We start from the raw sequence: 16,355 nt of genomic DNA, 5'->3' as shown, positions 1-16,355 counted from the left end.
CATGCGCGGCTACACCATTGTGGACGCCGACGCCGAACGCGGCACGGTGGCCATGGAGTTCCTGCTGCACGAGCCCTCCGGCCCCGCCTCGGCCTGGGCGCGGCACGCCGCACCGGGGCAGCGGCTGGCGGTGACGCGGTGGGCGTCGACGCACTTCACCGTCCCCGAGCCCGCCCCGGCCGGCTACCTGCTCATCGGCGACGCCGCCTCGCTGCCCGGCATCAACGCGATCCTGGCGAGGATCCCCGAGACCGCCACCGCCGAGGTCATCCTCGAAATCGGCGACGAACGCGACCGCGACATCCCCGTCACCGCGCACCCCGGCGCGAGCGTGCGCTGGGTGAGCCGCGCCGAGACGGCCGTCGGGGACGCCGACCGCTCCGACTGGTACGCGTGGGTCACCGGCGAGGCCGCGATGTGCAAGGGCGTCCGCGCCCGCCTGCGCGACCTCGGCTTCCCCAAGGGCGCGGTGCACGGGCGCGCGTACTGGACGCGCGGGAAGGCCATGGGCACCGACCGCGAGACCGAGGCGCCGCCACCGGCCGCCACGAAGGGCAGCTGGCGCAGCGGCGCCGGAGCGCGCCTGCTCGCCCCGCTCAAGCCCGCCTTCATCTTCGCCGGGCTCCTCCAGGTCGTGGTCACCCTCCTCGAACTGTCCCCGTACCTGCTGCTGGCCGAACTCGGCCGGCGCCTCCTCGACGGCGGCACCGGCCTGGCCGGGCTCGGCGTCCTCGCGCTGGTCCTCATGGGATCCGGCGCGCTGCTGTCCGGACTGCTGGTCCTGGGCATGCACGCCGTCGACGCCGCCTTCGGCCACCGGGTGCGCCGCGACGTCATCGGCAAACTCTCCCGCCTGCCCCTGGGCTGGTTCACCGGCAAGGGCGCCGGGCGCGTCAAGAAGGCCGTCGAGGACGACGCGCAGGGCCTCCACTACCTGGTCACCCACGCCGTCCTGGACGTGGTCGCCGCGCTCGTGGCGCCGCTGGTGGTGCTCGGCTACCTCTTCACCGTCCACGCCGGGCTCGCCGCGGTCATGCTGATCCCGCTGCTGCTGTTCGCGATCCTCACCGCCCGCATGGTCGCCGCCTCCACCGGCGCGCTGTCGCGCTTCACGACCTGGGAGGAACGCGTCGCAGGGGAGGCCGTGTCGCACCTGGAGGGCCTGGCCGTGGCCCGCGCCTACGACGCCGGGCCCGGCCGCGGATTCGGCGCCACCCTCGCCGAACGCGCCCGCTTCCTGGACGGCTGGCAGCGCCCGCTGTCCGGCCGCAAGGCCGTGGTGGACCTGGTGACCCGGCCGATGACCTCGCTGCTGCTGATCCTGGCCGCCGGTGGCGCCCTGGTCTCCGCCGGGCTCATGGACGCCCCCGCACTCTTGCCGTTCCTGCTGCTCGGCGTGACCTTCGGCGGGCGCCTCCTGGCCGCCGGGTACGGACTCGGCGCCCTCCGCGAGGCCCGCGACGCCGCCCGCCGCATCGGGCTGCTGCTCACCGAACCCGAGATCGCCGAACCCGAAACGCCCCGCGCACTCACCGGCGAGCGCCACACCGTCCGCTTCGAGGACGTGTCCTTCGGCTACGACGGGCGCGGCGACGTGGTCTCCGGCGTCGACCTGGAGCTGGCGCCGGGCACGGTGACAGCGCTGGTCGGGCCCTCCGGGGCGGGCAAGTCCACGCTGGCCTCGCTGCTGGCGCGCTTCCACGACCCGCGCGCCGGGCGCGTCACCGTCGGCGGTGTCGACCTGCGCGAGCTGAGCGCCGCCGGGCTGTACCGCACGGTCGGCTTCGTGTTCCAGGACGTCGCGCTCATCGAGGGCACCATCGCCGAGAACATCGCCCTGGCCCGCCCGGACGCCACGCGCGCCCAGATCGAGGAGGCCGCGCGGGCCGCCGGGATCCACGAGCGCGTCGTGAGCCTGCCCGGCGGCTACGACTCCCCCGCGCGCCTGTCGGGCGGTGAGGCGCAGCGCGTCACCATCGCCCGCGCGCTGCTGGCCGACCCGGCCGTGCTGATCCTCGACGAGGCCACCGCGCACGCCGATCCGGAGTCCGAGCACGAGGTGCAGCGGGCGCTGGCGCGGCTGGTGGCCGGGCGCACCGTCCTCGTCATCGCCCACCGCCTGCACACCGTGACCGGCGCCGACGCGATCGTCGTCATGGACGGCGGGCGCGTCGCGCAGCGCGGGACGCACACCGAACTGCTGGCCGCACCCGGCCTGTACCGCGAGCTGTGGCACGCGGCCCGACCCGAGGGAGCCCACGCGTGATCGACCGCCGTCTGCTCGTCCGCTACCTGGTCCCGGCGGTGCTGGGCGCGATGCTGCGCGCCACCGCCGTCCTGACGCTGGTGCCGCTGCTGACCGCGCTGTTCGACGGGACCGGCGCGTGGGGCTGGACCGCGCTGTTCGCCGCGGCCGTCGTGTGCGGCTGGGCCGTCGAATACGCCGTGGCCCACACCGGTTTCGCCATCGGCTTCGGCCTCCTCAACGGGCTGGAGACGCGCCTGCTGGACCGCCTCCAGCGCGTCCCCCTGGGCTGGTTCACCACCGAACGCAAGGCCGAGGGGCAGCGCGCGCTGACCTCCTCGGGACGCGAGCTGTGCCAGTCGATCACGCACCTGGTCACGCCCGCGGTCAACGCGCTGGCCATGCCGCTGCTGATCGGCCTGGGACTGCTGGCCTTCTCGCCCGCCCTCGGGCTCGTCGCGCTCGCGGCGGTGCCGGTGCTGCTGGGCGCGCTGTGGGCGAGCATGCGCTGCGTCCGCGCCGCCGACGACGCCTATGCCGCCGCCTCGGGCGAGGCCGGGACGCGCATCGTCGAGCTGGCCCGCGCGCAGGCGGCGCTGCGCGCGGCCGGGCGCGCCGGGACCGACGGTACGGCCGTCGGGCGGGCCCTGGACCGGCAGCGGCGGGCCGTGCTGCGGCTGGTCGGGTTCGGGCTGCCGGGGCACCTGCTGTTCGGGCTGGCCGCGCAGGGAGTGCTCATCGCGCTGGCGGTGACGGCGGTGGCCTCGGCCGGGTCGGCGGCGACGGTGGTGGCGCTGCTGATCGTCGGCGTCCGCTTCATCGAGCCCTTCACCACCCTCGCCGACCTCTCGCCCGCCCTCCAGGCCCTGCGCGGCACCCTCGCGCGGGTGCGGGAGCTGCTGAACGCGCCGGTGCTCACCGGCGACGACCGCGAGCCCCTGACCGGCGCCCCGGCGGTGGAGCTGCGCGACGTCCACTTCGCACACGAGCCCGGCCGCCCGGTGCTGTCGGGGGTGTCGCTGACCGTCGAGCGCGGCACGACCACCGCGATCGTCGGGCCCTCCGGCGCGGGCAAGACGACGCTGCTGTCGCTGATCGCGCGCTTCCACGAGGCCTCGGCGGGCACCGTCCTGGTCGGCGGGCACGACGTCACCGCACTCGACCCGGCCGTCCACATGGGACGCCTGGGGATCGTGTTCCAGGACGTGTACCTGTTCGACGCGACCCTGCGCGCCAACATCGCCCTCGGCCGTCCCGGCGCCACCGACGGCGAGATCGCCGCCGCGGCGTCCACCGCCCGTCTCGACGAGCTCGTCGAGCGCCTCCCCGGCGGCTGGGAGACCCGCGTCGGCGACCGGGGCGCGGCCCTGTCGGGTGGCGAGCGCCAGCGCGTCAGCATCGCCCGCGCGCTGCTCAAGGACGCGCCGCTGCTGCTGCTCGACGAGGCCACGGCCGCCCTGGACAACGCCAACGAGGCCGCGATCATCGGCGCGCTCGACGCCCGCCGCGACGGCCGGGCGACGGTGATCGTGGCGCACCGGCTGAGCACCATCGCGCGCGCCGACCGGATCGTGTTCCTGGAGGAGGGCCGCGTGGTGGAGTCGGGGTCGCTGGCGGAGCTGCTGGCGTCCGGCGGGCGGTTCGCCGGCTACTGGGCGCGCCGGGAGGCGGCGGCGGGGTGGACGGTGGTGTGAGGCTCAGGCGTCCAGCAGCACCCGGTGCCGCTCCGACCACACCGCCCGCTGCTCCAGTTCGGCGAGGTAGCCCTCCTCGACCCAGTCGCGCTGGGGGCGCAGCCCGCGGCGGGCGAGCTGGCGGACGTGGGTGATGGTCAGCCGCTGGCGGGCGATCACCGCGTCGACGAGCCCGGCGGTGGAGGCCATGCCGTAGGCCTCGGCGAAGAGCTCGATGCGGCGGGGCCGGTCGGGTGGGACGGGGTGGCGCAGGTGGGTCATGGCCTCGTCGTCGGAGCGGAAGGGCGCGGTGAACTCCAGGGCGTAGGCGATGTCGAGGAGGCGGTCGCCGGGTCCGGCGAAGTCGAAGTCGACGAGGCCGACGGGTTCGTCGCCGTGCCATACGGCGTTCCACGGGCCGAAGTCGCCGTGGCAGATGACGTCGCCGGGTCCGTAGTCGAGGGCCCACGCGGCGCCGGGGGGCGGGCGGTAGCCGCGCGCGGCCTCGTGGAAGTCGCGCAGGAGCGCGGCGAAGGCGCGCAGGCCGTCGTCGGAGATCACCCGGCCCCAGCCCTCGGCGCCGGAGTCGCCGGGGATGAGCGCGAGGGTCTCCCAGCCGTCCGCTAAGTCGAGGGGGCGGGGGACGCGGTCGAAGCCGACGTCGTGGAGGTGGCGCAGGAAGTCGTGGACGGTGGGGGTCCACCAGCCGGCGGGCCGCCGCACGCGGTCGCCGTCGATGAGCACGCGGTCGCCGGTCATGCGCCGACAGTAGCGCGAAGGGGCGGTGGCGGGCCGGGGACGAAAGTCCGCGGCCCGCGGCGGTTCAGCGCGCGCGGCGGCGGTTGCGGCGGTCGAGCCACAGCTGCGCGAGCGCGAGGTGGAGGGTGAAGCCCACCCACACGCCGATCGCGGTGAAGGTCTGGACGCGCACGTCACTCAGGGACGCGGTGGCCAGGTCCTCGTCTCCCGAGTACAGGGCGATCGCGGCGACCACGCCGAGGAAGCGGGTGGTGATGATGGCGAAGGTGAGCGCGAAGCCGCGGATCATCCAGCGCCGGTGGTCGCCGAGGCGGCGGGCGCGGGCGGCGCGGAATCCGGCGATGGTGACGGCGAGCCAGATCAGGCCCATGAGGACGTTGGCCACCCGCACGACCGGCCCGAAGGGGCTGACGGCGCCGACGGTGACGGCGAGCAGCGCGCCGGGCACGACGCCGGCCAGGACGTAGAGGCGGCCCATGATCCGGTGCGCCCTGGGGTACCGGTTGCGGAATGCCGGCCAGATCTGGAAGCAGGCGGTGGTCATGGCGACCGTGCCGAACACGACGTGGGCGGACAGCAGCCAGTAGTGCTGCGGGAAGCCCTCGGGCGCCGGGACGTTGGTGCGCGCGGGGTCCAGGGTCAGGTACCGCGGCACCGAGTAGGCCATGAAGGCCGCGGCGATGAGCATCAGCGGCCCGATCCAGGGCCTTCGCAGGAGCGGCGTGCGGGTCTTGTTACCGGCTTCGGGCCGGGTGTCGACGCTGGTCATGGGGTGGTGGCCTCCGAAAGAGAAAACTCTGTATGAGGTACATCAATAAATGTACGCCATACAGAGTTCTACGATGAAGTCCCCCGCCCGCAGAGATTGGTGATCCATGCCCGACGACAGCGAAGCCCCAGGCAAGAGCGACCTCGCCCGGACCGTCGATCTCCTGTGGGGGATCGAGGCGCCCCGCGGCACCCGCGGTCCCCGGCCCGGCCTGAGCGTCGAGGCGATCACCCGCGCCGCCCTGGAGATCGCCGACGCCGAGGGCATCGCCGCCCTGTCCATGCAGAAGGTCGCCAAGCTCCTCGGCTACACGACCATGTCCATCTACAACTACGTGCCCGGCAAGGAGCAGCTCATCGAGCTGATGCTGGACGCGGCCACTCCCCCGCCGCCGGTGCCCGCGGAGGGCGAGGACTGGCGGGTCTCCCTGGAGCGCTGGGCGGCCGCCACGTGGGAGCTGTACCGGCTGCACCCGTGGTCACTGAAGGTCCCCACCGCCAACCCGCCACTGGGCCCCAACCAGCTCGCCTGGTTCGAGGCGGCCCTGGCCGCCATCGCCCGCAGCGGCCTGTCCGGCGGCGACGTGATGGCGCTGGGCCTCTACGTCCTGGCCTCGGTGCGCGGGCAGGCCGGGCTCGTGCTCGACCTCACCGGCACCCGCGACGCCACCGCCCCGGAGTTCGCCGAGCAGATGCGCCGGATCGTGGACTCGGCGCGCTTCCCCGTCCTGCACGGCATCACCATGGCCGCCCCGGAGCAGGCGTACGGCACCGCCGCGATCCAGATGGACCTCGACTTCGGGCTGCGGCGCCTGATGGACGGCGTGGAGCGCTACGTGGAGCGGCGCGTGGGCTGAGCGCCGGTCCCGTCGTCCTCCCCCGCGCCCAGGAACTCCTCCACCATCGGCGCCAGCCACGCCGCCCGCGACGGCACGCCGACGTGCGTGGTGCCCGGCAGGATCGCCAGGCGGCTGGCGGGCAGCCCCTCGATGTCGCCGGGCACGCCGCCACCGACCAGCCGGAACATCTCCACGATGTGCTCGGGACGCACGATGTCGGCGTCGCCGAGGACCAGCAGGACCGGCGCGGCCAGCGCCCGCACGCTCTCCCGCGTCCACTCCGGCAGATCGGCGTCGAGGACCTTCATCTTCTCCACCAGCCGCGCGAAGCCGCCCGGGTCGGGAGCCGTGCGCAGGTACTCCTCGTGGAACTCCGAGCCGTGCAAATGCTCCGGCCGCAGATCCTGGATGCCCTCCAGCAGCCCCGGATACGCGCCGCTCGGCTCGAAGCCGGCCGAGGCGAGCACGAGCCGCCCGACGCGCCCGGCGTGATCGGTGCCCAGCCGCAGGCCCACCGAGGCGCCCATGCTCCAGCCGAGCACGTCGGCGCGTTCGACGCCGAGGCGGTCCAGCAGCTCCACGACGTCGGCGGCGAAGTGCTCGATGGTGAAGGGACGGTCGATGTCGGGGGTGCGGCCGTGGCCCTGGAACTCCACGGCGATGACGTGGCGGCGGGCGGCCAGCAGCGGCAGGAGCTCGCCGAACGAGGTGGCGACGCCGGAGAGGGCGCCGGGCAGGAGGACGAGCGGGCGGCCGGTCCGGGGTCCGTGTTCTTCGAAGTAGATCTCCATGCCCCCACCGTGCGCCCGGCCGCTTACGGTCGGCTTCAGGCCCGCTTACTAGTATCGGCCCGTGCGCTTCGGGATCCTCGGCCCGCTCGCCGTCACCACCGACGACGGCGAGCCCGTCACGGTGCCCGGGACGAAGGTCCGCCTACTGCTGTCGATCCTGCTGGCGAGCCGCAACCGGGTCGTGTCGGCCGACCGGCTGGTGGAGGACCTGTGGGGCGCCGACGCCCCGGCGAACCCGCTCGGCGCGCTCCAGGTGCGCGTCTCGCAGCTGCGCAAGGCCCTCAATGACGCCGAGCCCGGCGCGCGCGACCTCGTCGAGTCCCGCCCGCCCGGGTACGTCCTGCGCGCCGGGGACGTCGACGCCGACCGCTTCGGCGTGCTGGCCGGCTCCACTGACGCCGGGCGCCTCGCCGAGGCCCTGTCGCTGTGGCGCGGCGAGGCCTACGCCGACGTCGCCGACGAGGACTTCGCGCGCGCCGAGACGATGCGGCTGGCCGAGCAGCGGCTCGTGGTCCACGAGCGGCTGGCCGAGGCGCGGCTGGCGCGCGGCGAGCACGACCTGGTCGCCGCCGAACTCGCCGGGCTCGTCGAGCGGCATCCGCTGCGGGAGGGGCTGCGCGCGCTGCACCTGCGGGCGCTGTACGCCTCCGGGCGGCAGACCGAGGCCCTGGACAGCTACGCCGATCTGCGCGAGCGCCTCGCCGAGGAGCTGGGCCTGGACCCGGGCCCGGAGCTGGCCGCGCTGTACAAGCGGATCCTCGACCAGGACGCCGGGCTGTCGGCGCCGCCGAAGGCCGCGCTGATCCGCAACTCCCTCCCGGCGCGCATGGACGACCTCGTCGGCCGCGCCGAGGCGCTCACCGAGCTGCGCGGGCTGCTGCCGAAAGCGCGCCTGGTGACGCTGGTCGGTCCCGGCGGGGTCGGCAAGACGCGCCTGGCCACCGAGACCGCCCACGAGCAGGACTTCCCCGACGGCGCGCACCTGGTGGAGCTGGCGCCGCTGCCGGCCGGTTCGGGCGAGATCGCCGAGCGGGTCCTGGCCGCGCTGGACGCCCGCGAGGTCACCGGCGCGAGCGTGGCCGCCGCCGACCGGCTCACCGCCGTCCTGCGGCACCGCGAGGCGCTGCTGGTGCTGGACAACTGCGAGCACGTCATCGACGCCGCCGCAGCGCTGGTGGCGCGGCTGCTGCGGGAGGCCCCCGGCCTGACGGTGCTGGCCACCAGCCGCGAGCCGCTCGGGGTGACCGGCGAGATGGTGTGGGAGGTCCCGCCGCTGGCCCTGCCCGCCCTCGACGACGCCGACGCGGTGCACCGCTCCCCCGCCGCGCGGCTGTTCGCCGTGCGCGCCGCCGCCCGCCAGCGCGGGTTCCTGCTGGACGCGTCCACCGCCCCGCTGGTGGCGCGGCTCGTCCGCCGCCTCGACGGGCTGCCGCTGGCGCTGGAGCTGGCCGCCACACGCGTCCGGGCACTGGGGCTCAAGGGCGTCGTGGACCGCCTCGACGACCGCTTCACGCTGCTCACCACCCGCCAGCGCGACCTGCCCGACCGGCAGCGCACCCTCGCCGAGCTGATCGGCTGGAGCTGGGACCTCCTCGACGAGGAGGAGCGGCGGGTCCTGGCCACCCTCTCGGTCTTCGGCGGCGGCTGCGACCTCGACGCCGCCGAGGAGATCTGCGCGAGCGGCCTCGACGTCCTCGACCGGCTCGTCGACCGGTCCCTGGTCGTGCTCGACGAGACCCCCGCCGGGCCCCGCTACCGCCTGCTGGAGTCGGTGGCCGCCTTCGGCGCCGAACGCCTCACCGACGCCACCGCCGCCGCGCGGCACGCCGCCTACTACAGCGCCCTCGCCGAGCGCGCCGACGCCGGGCTGCGCGGCCCGGAGCAGCGCGCGTGGCTGGCGCGGCTGGACGCCGAGGCGGAGAACCTGCGCGCCGCCCTCGACCGCGAGGGACTGCGCCCGGCGCTGGCGCTGTCCTGGTACTGGTTCCTGCGCGGCCGCCTCAGCGAGGCCCGCCGCCGCCTCGCGGTGACCGGCTCACCGCGCGACGAGGAGCTCGCGGCGCCCTGGCGGCTGGGTTTCGCGCTGCTCCAGGGCGAGCCGCTGGACGCCGGTGCCGCCCGCGCGGCCGTGGCGGGCGCGCCGAACGGGCGCGCGGCCTGGTTCGCCGCCCGCGCGGTCCTCGACGCCGGGAACGTCGCCCTGGCCACCGAGCTGCTGCCCGCCGAGCCCGACGGGGACTGGACCGAGGCGGCGGTGCTGAGCACGCGCGCGATGCTCGCCCACGCCGAGGGGAACCTGCCCGAGATGGAGGCGGTGGCCACGCGCGCCGAGCGGCTGTTCACCGCCGAGGGCGACGCCTGGGGACGCCTCCAGGCGGGCGAGTGGCTGGCCGCGCTGGCCGACCTGGGCGGCGACTATCCGCGCGCGATCGCCGTCCACGAGGAGGGCCTGCGGCTGGCCGAGGAGCTGTCGCTGTGGCCGGACGTGGGCGGGAAGCTGTCGTGGCTGGCGTGGCTGGCCACCCAGAGCGGCGACCAGGACCGGGCCCGCGAGCTCGGCGGGCGGGCGCTGGCGATGGCCCGCGAGCACGGTTCGCCGGCGGCGGCGGTGTTCGCCGAGCTGTCCCTGGGCTTCGCCGAGCGGCGCGGCGGGGACCTCGACGCCGCCGAGGCGCGGCTGGGGCGGCTGGCCGAGGGCGGGCGCGTCGACGGCGTCCCGTCCCTGTACCTGCCGATGGTGCTGGTGGAGCTCGGGTACGCCGCGGGTGAGCGCGGCGACCGGGCGGGCGCGCTGGCGCTGCACCGGGACGCCTTCGACGCCGCGCTGGAGATCGGCGCCGGGCAGGACACGATGGGCGCGCTGGAGGGCCTGGCCTCGCTGGTGGACTCACCCGAGCTCGCCGCGCGGCTGCTCGGCGCGGCGGCGGCCGGGCGGGCCGCCTCGGGCGTGGTGGCGTCCCCGGCGGAGCGGCCCGGGATCGAGCTGGCCACCGCGCGGGTGACCGGCGCGCTGGGCGCCGAGCGGGTCGGCGAGCTGCTGGCCGAGGGCGCGACGATGGGCCCGGAACGGGTCCGGGCCCTCATCTGACGTTGGCTCAGGCGGCCTTGGGGCGGTAGTCGGCGATGATGACGCCGTTGCCGAAGACCTTCGTGTCGATCAGGTCGAAGCCGCCCTTGACGTCCTTCAGCGCGGGGCTGAAGTTGCCGGTGCCCTCGATGACCGGGTGGATCCAGAAGCGCACCACGTCGACCAGGCCGGCGGCGATGAGCTGCTGGGTGACCGAGCCGAAGCCGTACTGGATGATGTCGCCGCCCTCGGCGGCCTTCAGCTTCGCCACCGCCTCGGTCAGCTCGCCCTGGAGGACCTCGGTGTTGTTCCAGGACGGGTCGGTGAGGGTGGTGGAGGCGACGTACTTCTTCACGTTGTTGAAGTAGGCGGCGCCGGTGGTGGGGTCGCTCTCGTCCATGGCGGGCCAGGCGACGGACATGCCGTCGTAGGTGGCCCGGCCCATCAGCATCGCGTCGGCGGTCTCGGTCTGCGCGGCGGCGAGCGCGGCGGCCTCGGCGTCGAAGTAGGGGGCGGTCCACATGGGGTTCTCGATGACGCCGTCGAGGGTGATGTAGGTGGAGTTGATGAGCTTGCGCATGTCGGTGTCTCCCGTTTTTCGTTTCCGTCTCGCTGACAGGGAGAACTCTGCCGGGTGCCGCTTACGGTTCGCTTCAGGTCGCCTTACCGGGTCTTACGGCGGTTGCCCGCGGCCGTCGCGGCGGGGATGCTGGAGTGATCATCCGCCCACGCCCCGTCACCCGCTACCTGTCACCGAGGAGGCCTCATGCCCGCCCCGCCGGTTCCCCTCGACTCCACCGGGACCCGCCTGTTCGCGCAGATCGCCGCGTTACGCCGCCAGGACGCCGCGCGCGTGGCGTTGCGCGACGGCGTCACCGCCTGGGCGGTGACCGACGGCGCGCTGGTGCGCGCGCTGACCGCCGATCCGCGCGTGAGCCGTGATCCGCGCCGCCACCTGCCGGGTTTCGACGCCGCCGCCCAGCCGGCCTGGATGTACCCGTGGACGGCGCCGTCGATGTTCAACTCCTACGGCGCGACCACACGCGGCTGCGCAAGCTGGTGGCGCGCGTCTTCACCGTCCGGGGCATCGAGGCCCTGCGCCCGGCGGTGCCGTCCATCGTGGACGCGCTGCTGGACGAGCTGGAGGCCGAGCCGCCCGGCGCGGTGGTCGACCTGCGGGCCCGCTTCGGCTACCGCATCCCCAGTTACGTCATCTGCGACCTGATGGGCGTCCCGGCCGAGCGCCGGGCGGTCATCGCGGAGGTGATGGAGGCGGTCATGGACACGTCCCTGGCGCCCGGGGAGGCCGCCGCCAACACCGAGGCGATGGTGGGCGCGATGGCCGAGCCGGCCGCCCACAAGCGCGAGAACCCCGGCGAGGACCTCACCACGCGGCTCCTGGCGATCCACGACGAGGACGGCGCGCGGCTCGCCGAGCACGAGCTGGTGGCGAGGTTGCTGCTGCTCGTGGGCGCGGGGAGCGAGACGGCGGTGTCGCTGATCGACTGCCTCACCGTCAACCTGCTGACCCACCCGGAGGCGCTGGCGAAGGTGCCGGCCTATCCGGCGCGCTGGGCCGACGCGGTGGAGGAGACCCTGCGGCACGATCCGCCGATCGTGTTCCTGCCGATGCGCTACGCCGTGGAGGACATCGCCCTCCCCGGCGGCGGGGTGATCGCCGCCGGAGAGTCCATCGTCCTGGGCTTCGGGGCGCACGGCCGCGACCCCGCCGTCCACGCCGCCCCGGACGTGTGGGACCTGGACCGCGCCGACAAGGACCATCTGGCGTTCGGCCACGGCGTCCACTACTGCGTCGGGTCGCCGCTGGCGCGCCTGGAGGCGGAGGTGGCGCTGACCGGCCTGTTCGCGCGGTTCCCGGACCTGATGCCGGCCGTGGAGCCCGGTGAGCTGGTCCACCAGCCGTCCTTCATCGGCTACGACTACGCGTCGGTGCCGGTGCTGCCGCGCCCGTAGCCCGCCACGGCGTGGAAGGCCGCCTTCGGCCGCCACGTGCGCCCGTCCTCGTCCACGGCGACGATGCCGTAGCTCCCGAGGTCGAGGTCGGGCCGCCCGTCGGTGCGGTGCGGCAGGTGCCAGCAGGCGAAGACGCACACGAACACGATGTCGGCACCGGCCTCGTCGAAGAGTTCCAGCAGCTCCCGGACGCAGGCGGCCTGCTCCTCCTCGTCGCGTTCGGCCGGGCGGTGGAGGCCGGTGGCGCGCCCGCCGGTGTACTCCACGATCATCCCGGCCTGCGCGCCGTCGCCGGAGGCGCCCTTGTAGGTGGCGCAGCCGGTCTCGGTCACCGCCAGCGGCACGCCCCCGGCGGCGATGGCGCGCACGTCGCCGGGGAACCGCTCGGCGATCGCGGTCATCCGGTACAGGTCGTAACCGGCGTAGTCGAAGAGCGCCCAGTCGACGCGCTCGAAGGGGATGGCCGCGTAGGAGACCGGGCCGCCGAAGCGCTCCCGGACGGCGGCCACGGCACGGGCCAGGAACGCGTTCAGCGGCCCGGCGATGAGCCCGATCAGGCCGGGCAGCCGGCCCGGCTCGAACATGGTGGCCAGCCGGTCCTCCAGGGTCTCCCCGGCGATGTAGCCCTTGCCGACCAGGGCCAGCTCGGCGCCGGTGGTGAAGACGACGGTGGCGCCCTCGCGGCGGACCCGTTCGGCGCGCTCGGCGCAGTCCAGCAGCACCTCCAGCGTGGCGTCCTCGTCCAGGTCGCAGGGGAACGGCGAGAACCACACCTCCAGGCCGTGCGCCGCCGCGATGCGCGCGGCCGTTTCGAGGCGGGCGGGGTCGCCGCCGGTGACGCGGACGGCGGCGCAGCCCAGCTCACCGGCGATGGCGGCCATGTCGCGTTCGACGTCGGCGGGCTCGAAGTGCTCGCGGGTGGTGGTGCCCAGGTTCAGGAATCCGGTGTCGTAGGTGACGCCTTTGCGCATGGGAACGCTCCTCTCGATTTACGGTACGGACCGTACCCTAAGAAGCCGGTGACCGCCAGAGGGGCCACATCGGGTAAGGTACGAGCGGTACCGGAGGGGGACGGACGTGGCGGACACCCGCAGGCGCGGCGCGGAACTGGAGGAGGCGATCCTGTCCGCCGCCGCCGACGAACTGCGCGAGGCGGGCTACCCCGGCCTCACCATGGACCGCGTGGCCCGCCGCGCGGGCACCAACAAGAACGCCATCTACCGGCGCTGGCCCAACCGGGCCGCGCTCGGCCTGGCCGCCTACCGGCGGCTCGCCTCCGCCGTCCGCCCGCCCGACACCGGAGCCCTGGCCACCGACGCCCTGGAGCTGCTGCGCGCGGCCAACCGGCACTGGTCCTCACCGCTCGGCGAGATCCTGCGCGCGCTGCTGGCCGACGCGCCCGAGCTGATGGCCGAGCTGCGCGGCCCCGGCAACGACGACGGCAGCGACCTGTGGCTGGCGATGCTGGCCCGCGCGGTGGCGCGCGGCGAGGCCAGGCCCGAGGCCCTGCACCCGCGCGTGGCCACCGTCCCCGTCGCGCTGCTCCGCAACGAGTACATCGCCAGGGGCGCCCCCCACGTCCCCGACGAGGTCCTCACCGAGATCATCGACCTCGTCTACCTGCCCCTGGTGCGCAGGTAGGGGCCGGTGCGGCTGCCCGGGGACGCGGCGATCTCCCCCGGCGTCCCCTCGGCCACCAGGCGCCCGCCCTCGTCGCCCCCGCCGGGACCGAGGTCGATGACGTGGTCGCAGGCGGCCACGAACGCCGGATCGTGCTCGGCGGCCACGACCGAGCCACCGGCGTCCACAAGGGATTCCAGCTGCCGCGCCAGCACCTCCGCGTCGGCCGGGTGCAGGCCCGTGGTGGGCTCGTCCAGCAGGTACAGCGCGCCCTTGGCGGCCCGCTGCAACTCCGCGGCCAGCTTCACCCGCTGCGCCTCCCCGCCCGACAGCTCCGTGGCGGGCTGCCCGAGACGCAGGTAGCCCAGGCCCACGTCACCCAGCGTCCGCAGTGGACGCAGCGCGGCCGGGACGCCGTCCAGGAACTCCGTGGCCGCCTCCACCGTCAGGCCCAGGACCTCGGCGATCGAGGCGTCCCGGTAGCGCACCGCCAGCGTCGCGTCGTTGTAGCGGCGGCCACCGCAGTCCGGGCACGGGGTGTAGGCGGTCGGCAGGAACAGCAGCTCCACCTCCAGGTAGCCCTCGCCCTTGCACGTCTCGCACCGCCCGCCGGGCACGTTGAAGGAGAACCGGCTCGCGGTGAACCCGGCCGCCTTCGCGTCCGGCGTCCCCGCGAACAGGCTCCGCACGGTGTCGAACAGGCCCGTGTAGGTCGCCAGGTTCGAGCGCGGCGTGCGCCCCAGCGGCCGCTGGTCGACCCGCACGACCCGCGCCATGTCCGCCGCCGCCTCGGCGATCTCCTCCAGCAGGCTCGTCTTGCCCGCCCCCGACACCCCGGTGACCGCGCACAGCACGCCGAGCGGGACGTCGACGTCCAGCCCGCGCAGGTTGTTGCGGCGCAGGCCGCGCAACTCCAGGGTCCCCACGGGCTTGCGCGGCTCGCGGTCGGGGACGACCGGCGGGGACGCCAGGAACCGCCCGGTGACCGACTCGGCCACCTCGCTCAGGCCCGCCACCGGCCCGCCGTACAGGACCCGGCCACCCCGCTCGCCCGCGCCGGGCCCGATGTCGACGACCCAGTCGGCCGCGCGCACCACGTCCAGGTCGTGCTCGACGACGTAGACGGTGTTACCGGAGTCCTTCAGCCGCCGCAGGACCCCGATCAGCGCCTCCGCGTCGGCCGGGTGCATCCCCGCCGAGGGCTCGTCCAGGACGTACACCACCCCGAACAGGCCCGCCCGCAACTGCGCGGCCAGCCGCAGTCGCTGAAGCTCACCGCCCGACAGCGTCGGCGCCGCCCGCCCCGCCGAGAGGTAGCCCAGCCCCAGCCCTTCGAGGACCGCCACGCGCTCCAGGATGTCGGCGATGAGGACGCCCGCCGCGCCCTCCCGGGGCGTCATCACCCGCTTCAGCTCGGTGAGCGGCAGCGCGGCCAGCTCGGCGATGTCGCGGCCCGCGAAGGTCACCGCCAGGGCCTCCGGGCGCAGGCGCTTGCCGCCGCAGAGCGGGCAGGCGCCCACGGTCAGGAACGCCGCCAGGCGGTCCTTGCGCGCCTGGTTCTTCGCCTCCGCGAAGGACTTCAGCAGCAGGTTCCGCGCGCTGGTGTAGGTGCCCTGGTAGGGGCGCTGGATGCGGTGTGCCTCGCGCTCGGGCTGGACGGTGACGACGGGTTTGTCGTCGGTGAACAGGATCCACTCGCGCTCCGCCTCCGGCAGCTCCCGCCAGGGCTTGCCGACGTCGTGGCCGAGCGTGCGCAGGATGTCACGGAGGTTCTTGCCCTGCCACGCGCCCGGCCAGGAGGCGACCGCGCCGTCCTCGATGCTCAAGCCCGGGTCCGGGACCATCGAGTCCTCGGTGGCCGCGTAGACCACGCCCTGCCCCTCACAGCGCGGGCAGGCGCCCTCGGGGGTGTTGGGTGAGAAGGCGTCGGAGTCGAGCCCGTGGACGTTCCCCTCCCCCGCGCGCGACATGAGCATCCGCAGCGTGTTCGACAACGCGGTGACCGTACCGACGGTGGAACGCGACGAAGGCGCCGACCGCTGCTGCTTCAGCGCCACGGCAGGCGGGACACCCGTGACCGCCTCGACGTTCGGGTCCTCCATCTGATGCAGCAGACGGCGGACGTACGGGGCCAGGGATTCGAGGTACCGGCGCTGCGCCTCGGCGTAGATCGTGCCGAACGCCAGCGAGGACTTCCCCGAGCCGGAAATGCCGGTGAAGGCCACGATCCGGTCCCTGGGCACATCGAGGGTGACCGAACGCAGATTGTGCAGGCGCGCGCCCCGGACGTGGATGTGGCCCTCGGTCACGGCAGGCGGCCGCCGATCTTCACGGTGAGGTCATCGCCCTCGCTCGCGGAGTCCTTCAGCCACCACATCGAGGGCTCCAGCACCGCGCCCGCCTCGGTGGTGTGGCCGTGGACGTGGAGGAGCCAGGTCTCGGTCTCAGGGGACTCGGTGAGCTCGGCGGCGGTTATGACGCCGTCGGCGAAGAGGATGGTGAGGGTGGTGGGGGTGAGGGCGGGGAGGCCGGGGAGGCGGAGTTCGGCGCCGCGGAAGAGGTGGGTGTGGGTGGCGCGGGCTTGGAGGGTCATGGGTGGAGGGTAGTTGGGGGTGGGTG

General features: G+C 74.7%; 13 protein-coding genes. 6 read left to right on the top strand and 7 right to left on the bottom strand.

Translation table 11 applies throughout. The annotated features are described in order from the left end of the window. The first annotated feature begins 1 nt into the window (after position 1). Positions 2 to 2,266: an ABC transporter ATP-binding protein/permease gene (locus QSK10_RS12835; RefSeq protein ID WP_285662985.1), complete on the top strand. Its 2,265-nt coding sequence runs from the start codon at positions 2 to 4 to the stop codon at positions 2,264 to 2,266. Next, positions 2,263 to 3,939 (top strand): ABC transporter ATP-binding protein, encoded by a 1,677-nt coding sequence (locus tag QSK10_RS12830; RefSeq protein ID WP_285662984.1) that lies wholly within the window; start codon positions 2,263 to 2,265, stop codon positions 3,937 to 3,939. Before QSK10_RS12835 ends, QSK10_RS12830 begins: the two co-directional genes overlap by 4 nt. A 3-nt stretch (positions 3,940 to 3,942) precedes the next feature. On the opposite strand, the gene QSK10_RS12825 is transcribed toward QSK10_RS12830, so the two are convergent. Both QSK10_RS12825 and QSK10_RS12820 read right to left on the bottom strand, forming a co-directional pair. Then, positions 3,943 to 4,677, bottom strand: a complete 735-nt coding sequence (locus QSK10_RS12825; RefSeq protein WP_285662983.1) for a phosphotransferase — start codon at positions 4,675 to 4,677, stop codon at positions 3,943 to 3,945. 64 nt (positions 4,678 to 4,741) lie between these two features. Continuing rightward, positions 4,742 to 5,446: a DUF2306 domain-containing protein gene (locus QSK10_RS12820; RefSeq protein ID WP_285662982.1), complete on the bottom strand. Its 705-nt coding sequence runs from the start codon at positions 5,444 to 5,446 to the stop codon at positions 4,742 to 4,744. A gap of 106 nt (positions 5,447 to 5,552) precedes the next feature. On the opposite strand from QSK10_RS12820, the gene QSK10_RS12815 reads away from it, so the two are divergent. Continuing rightward, positions 5,553 to 6,302, top strand: a complete 750-nt coding sequence (locus QSK10_RS12815; protein WP_285662981.1) for a TetR/AcrR family transcriptional regulator — start codon at positions 5,553 to 5,555, stop codon at positions 6,300 to 6,302. Here QSK10_RS12815 and QSK10_RS12810 read toward each other — a convergent pair. Next, positions 6,278 to 7,075 (bottom strand): alpha/beta fold hydrolase, encoded by a 798-nt coding sequence (locus QSK10_RS12810; RefSeq protein WP_285662980.1) that lies wholly within the window; start codon positions 7,073 to 7,075, stop codon positions 6,278 to 6,280. The two genes, QSK10_RS12815 and QSK10_RS12810, sit on opposite strands and share 25 nt — an antisense overlap. Before the next feature lie 61 nt (positions 7,076 to 7,136). On the opposite strand from QSK10_RS12810, the gene QSK10_RS12805 reads away from it, so the two are divergent. After that, on the top strand, positions 7,137 to 10,163 hold the full coding sequence (locus tag QSK10_RS12805; protein ID WP_285662979.1) for an AfsR/SARP family transcriptional regulator: 3,027 nt from the start codon (positions 7,137 to 7,139) through the stop codon (positions 10,161 to 10,163). A gap of 7 nt (positions 10,164 to 10,170) precedes the next feature. On the opposite strand, the gene QSK10_RS12800 is transcribed toward QSK10_RS12805, so the two are convergent. Next, entirely contained in the window at positions 10,171 to 10,722 is a 552-nt protein-coding gene (locus QSK10_RS12800) for a dihydrofolate reductase family protein (RefSeq protein WP_285662978.1), read from the bottom strand. 419 nt (positions 10,723 to 11,141) lie between these two features. Here QSK10_RS12800 and QSK10_RS12795 point away from each other — a divergent pair, with 419 nt between their 5' ends. Beyond that, positions 11,142 to 12,116, top strand: a complete 975-nt coding sequence (locus tag QSK10_RS12795) for a cytochrome P450 (RefSeq protein ID WP_285662977.1) — start codon at positions 11,142 to 11,144, stop codon at positions 12,114 to 12,116. Here the strand turns inward: QSK10_RS12795 and QSK10_RS12790 are convergent. After that, positions 12,083 to 13,087, bottom strand: a complete 1,005-nt coding sequence (locus QSK10_RS12790; protein WP_285662976.1) for a glycoside hydrolase family 113 protein — start codon at positions 13,085 to 13,087, stop codon at positions 12,083 to 12,085. The two genes, QSK10_RS12795 and QSK10_RS12790, sit on opposite strands and share 34 nt — an antisense overlap. Before the next feature lie 106 nt (positions 13,088 to 13,193). Here QSK10_RS12790 and QSK10_RS12785 point away from each other — a divergent pair, with 106 nt between their 5' ends. Then, on the top strand, positions 13,194 to 13,757 hold the full coding sequence (locus tag QSK10_RS12785; protein WP_285662975.1) for a TetR/AcrR family transcriptional regulator: 564 nt from the start codon (positions 13,194 to 13,196) through the stop codon (positions 13,755 to 13,757). On the opposite strand, the gene QSK10_RS12780 is transcribed toward QSK10_RS12785, so the two are convergent. Both QSK10_RS12780 and QSK10_RS12775 read right to left on the bottom strand, forming a co-directional pair. Beyond that, the gene (locus tag QSK10_RS12780) at positions 13,733 to 16,045 is read right to left on the bottom strand and encodes an ATP-binding cassette domain-containing protein (RefSeq protein ID WP_285662974.1); all 2,313 of its coding nucleotides are present in this window, start codon (positions 16,043 to 16,045) and stop codon (positions 13,733 to 13,735) included. The two genes, QSK10_RS12785 and QSK10_RS12780, sit on opposite strands and share 25 nt — an antisense overlap. Beyond that, entirely contained in the window at positions 16,042 to 16,329 is a 288-nt protein-coding gene (locus tag QSK10_RS12775) for a hypothetical protein (RefSeq protein WP_285662973.1), read from the bottom strand. Before QSK10_RS12775 ends, QSK10_RS12780 begins: the two co-directional genes overlap by 4 nt. Positions 16,330 to 16,355: the final 26 nt, after the last annotated feature.

The organism is Actinorhabdospora filicis (genome assembly GCF_030269765.1).
GTDB classification, from domain to species: Bacteria; Actinomycetota; Actinomycetes; order Mycobacteriales; family Micromonosporaceae; genus Actinorhabdospora; species Actinorhabdospora filicis.
This window is presented reverse-complemented; position numbering and strand designations above follow the sequence as displayed.